A 1,744-nucleotide genomic window follows, 5' to 3' on the forward strand; every position below is an offset into this window, starting at 1 on the left:
AGATCGTCGTCCGAGGCGGCGCGCTCCACGGTCACCTCAAATTGCGGGCGGTCTCCGTCGAGTGCTGCCGGGACCGGAATCCGGTCGGCTCTGATCGCCGCCTCGATTAACGCAATCTCCTCATTGCAAACGGCAATCGCCGCATCCAGCTCCGAGCCGTCGAGCAACACATGCGCGGGCCCATGCTCGCCGTAACCCCGCACCGTGAAGGCGGACGAGGCCGAAGTCCCTGGCATGTCGTGGCGGTTCATGGGGCGGGGCGATACCGGAAGCGCGATGGAGACAATCGGGGTCAACCTAGCAGAATTCCTTGATCTTTCGCCGATTTTTGCCGAGGCTCAGCCGCCGGGTCGCGGGCGGCCTCCATCAAAGCCGTCCTGAACGCCTCCCCGAAAGCACGCTCATTCGCGAAAAACCAGCTCGGATCGCGCGCCAGACACGGCATGATCCTATCCTCGCCCAGGCGGATGAGATCTTCTGTCCAGCCGTATCGGTCGGCCGTCGTCATCAGGGAGCGAGCGGCATCCAGGTAGCGCTGCTGACGCAGCAAGGTTCGCTCGAGGACCTCTCCGTAGTGGTCGAAGGTCACCGGGATCGTCCCGCCGAATTCCTGTAGCGCCGGAGCGGCGCCTTGCGACGCCACACGGCTGACGCATGAGGCGATGCGCGCCGGGTTCTCGTCGGTCATCTCGATGACGCCGGGATGCTCGATGCCGAAATACTCGAAATCGTGGGCGAACGAGGCGAACACGGACGTGTCGCCCTTGAGCAGCAGCACGAAGGGCAACTTCTTCGCGGCGGTAGAGGTGGCAAGGGTCGTGCATCCGCTGCCGGCGCCGACAAACAGGCTGCAGGCGTGCGTCAGATGCGCGATCTCACGCAAGGACAGCGCGCCGGCGTAGCGGGAGCGCGCGTCTCTCAGCGTCATCGGCTCGGCTGTAGTGAAGATCACCGTCGCATTGGGAAGCAGCGCGTAAATCTGCTCTGCGATGTGCTGCGCCAAATCCGGCGTCACGAAGCTCTGGCCGCTCCGCGAGGAGCACTCGAACAGGATACGCTGCTCGAAGTCCTCGATGCGGTTGTCGCGCACGAAGGCGTCTGCCGTCTCCATCTCATCGTCTGTGAGCCGGATCACGTTCTCGATGGGCACCGTGATGGGCCGGCCGTAGCTGCGCAGGATGCTCGGCCGAACGGTGCCGTCGTAGTTGCGGGCGTTGTCCGGCCAAATTTGCGACAAGAGGATCTCATCGAACTCCCGCCGCAGGGAACGCTCCACCGCCTCTCGCTGAAACACCCGCCAGATCAGCTCGTGGGCGTTCCAGCCCTGAAACGGAATTTCCCAGGTCTCGTCGATATCCGGGTTGTTCTTGAGCAGGCCCGCACACTGAGTGGACACCGCCCAGGTGATATGGGCTTCCGGGTTGTCGTGGCGGAGCTGCCGCGCCAGGATCGTGGCGTAGACGCAGTCTCCATTGGCAGTGAGCTGCCCGAGCAGGATGCGCTTCATGCGGCCACGCTCATCGCGGCAATCATCTCGCCAGCGATCCAACTGATGTCCTTTTGGGGCTTTCGCCCGATGGCTTGCTCCAGCCGGTCGAGCGACACACGAAACTCGGGCCCGGGATCCCCTGACGGCAGCGTCTCCGCGAGATGCCTATCCGCATCGAGCCCATGCATCGCGAAGAGGTACCTAGCGGCGCCGCGGCCGTGCCACGTGGTGCCTGAGGCGAGCACGAATTCCGGC

General features: G+C 64.2%; 3 protein-coding genes. All 3 read right to left on the reverse strand.

The window, feature by feature from the left end; all coding sequences use genetic code 11:
* A partial coding sequence (locus AUC71_RS08145) for a hypothetical protein (RefSeq protein ID WP_204376675.1) occupies nucleotides 1-236 on the reverse strand: 236 nt, incomplete at its 3' end.
* A gap of 56 nt (nucleotides 237-292) precedes the next feature.
* Nucleotides 293-1,507: a glycosyltransferase family 9 protein gene (locus AUC71_RS08150; RefSeq protein WP_069623866.1), complete on the reverse strand. Its 1,215-nt coding sequence runs from the start codon at nucleotides 1,505-1,507 to the stop codon at nucleotides 293-295.
* The coding region (locus tag AUC71_RS08155; protein ID WP_158007758.1) for a hypothetical protein at nucleotides 1,504-1,744 on the reverse strand (241 nt) is incomplete at its 5' end. The genes AUC71_RS08150 and AUC71_RS08155, both read right to left, overlap by 4 nt.

The sequence above is a fragment of the Methyloceanibacter marginalis genome (assembly GCF_001723295.1).
GTDB lineage: Bacteria > Pseudomonadota > Alphaproteobacteria > Rhizobiales > Methyloligellaceae > Methyloceanibacter > Methyloceanibacter marginalis.

What these genes read in the sequence shown, in the direction of transcription:
- AUC71_RS08150 (WP_069623866.1), bottom strand. Translation starts at nt 1,507, where the DNA reads ATGAAGCGCATCCTGCTCGGGCAGCTCACTGCCAATGGAGACTGCGTC.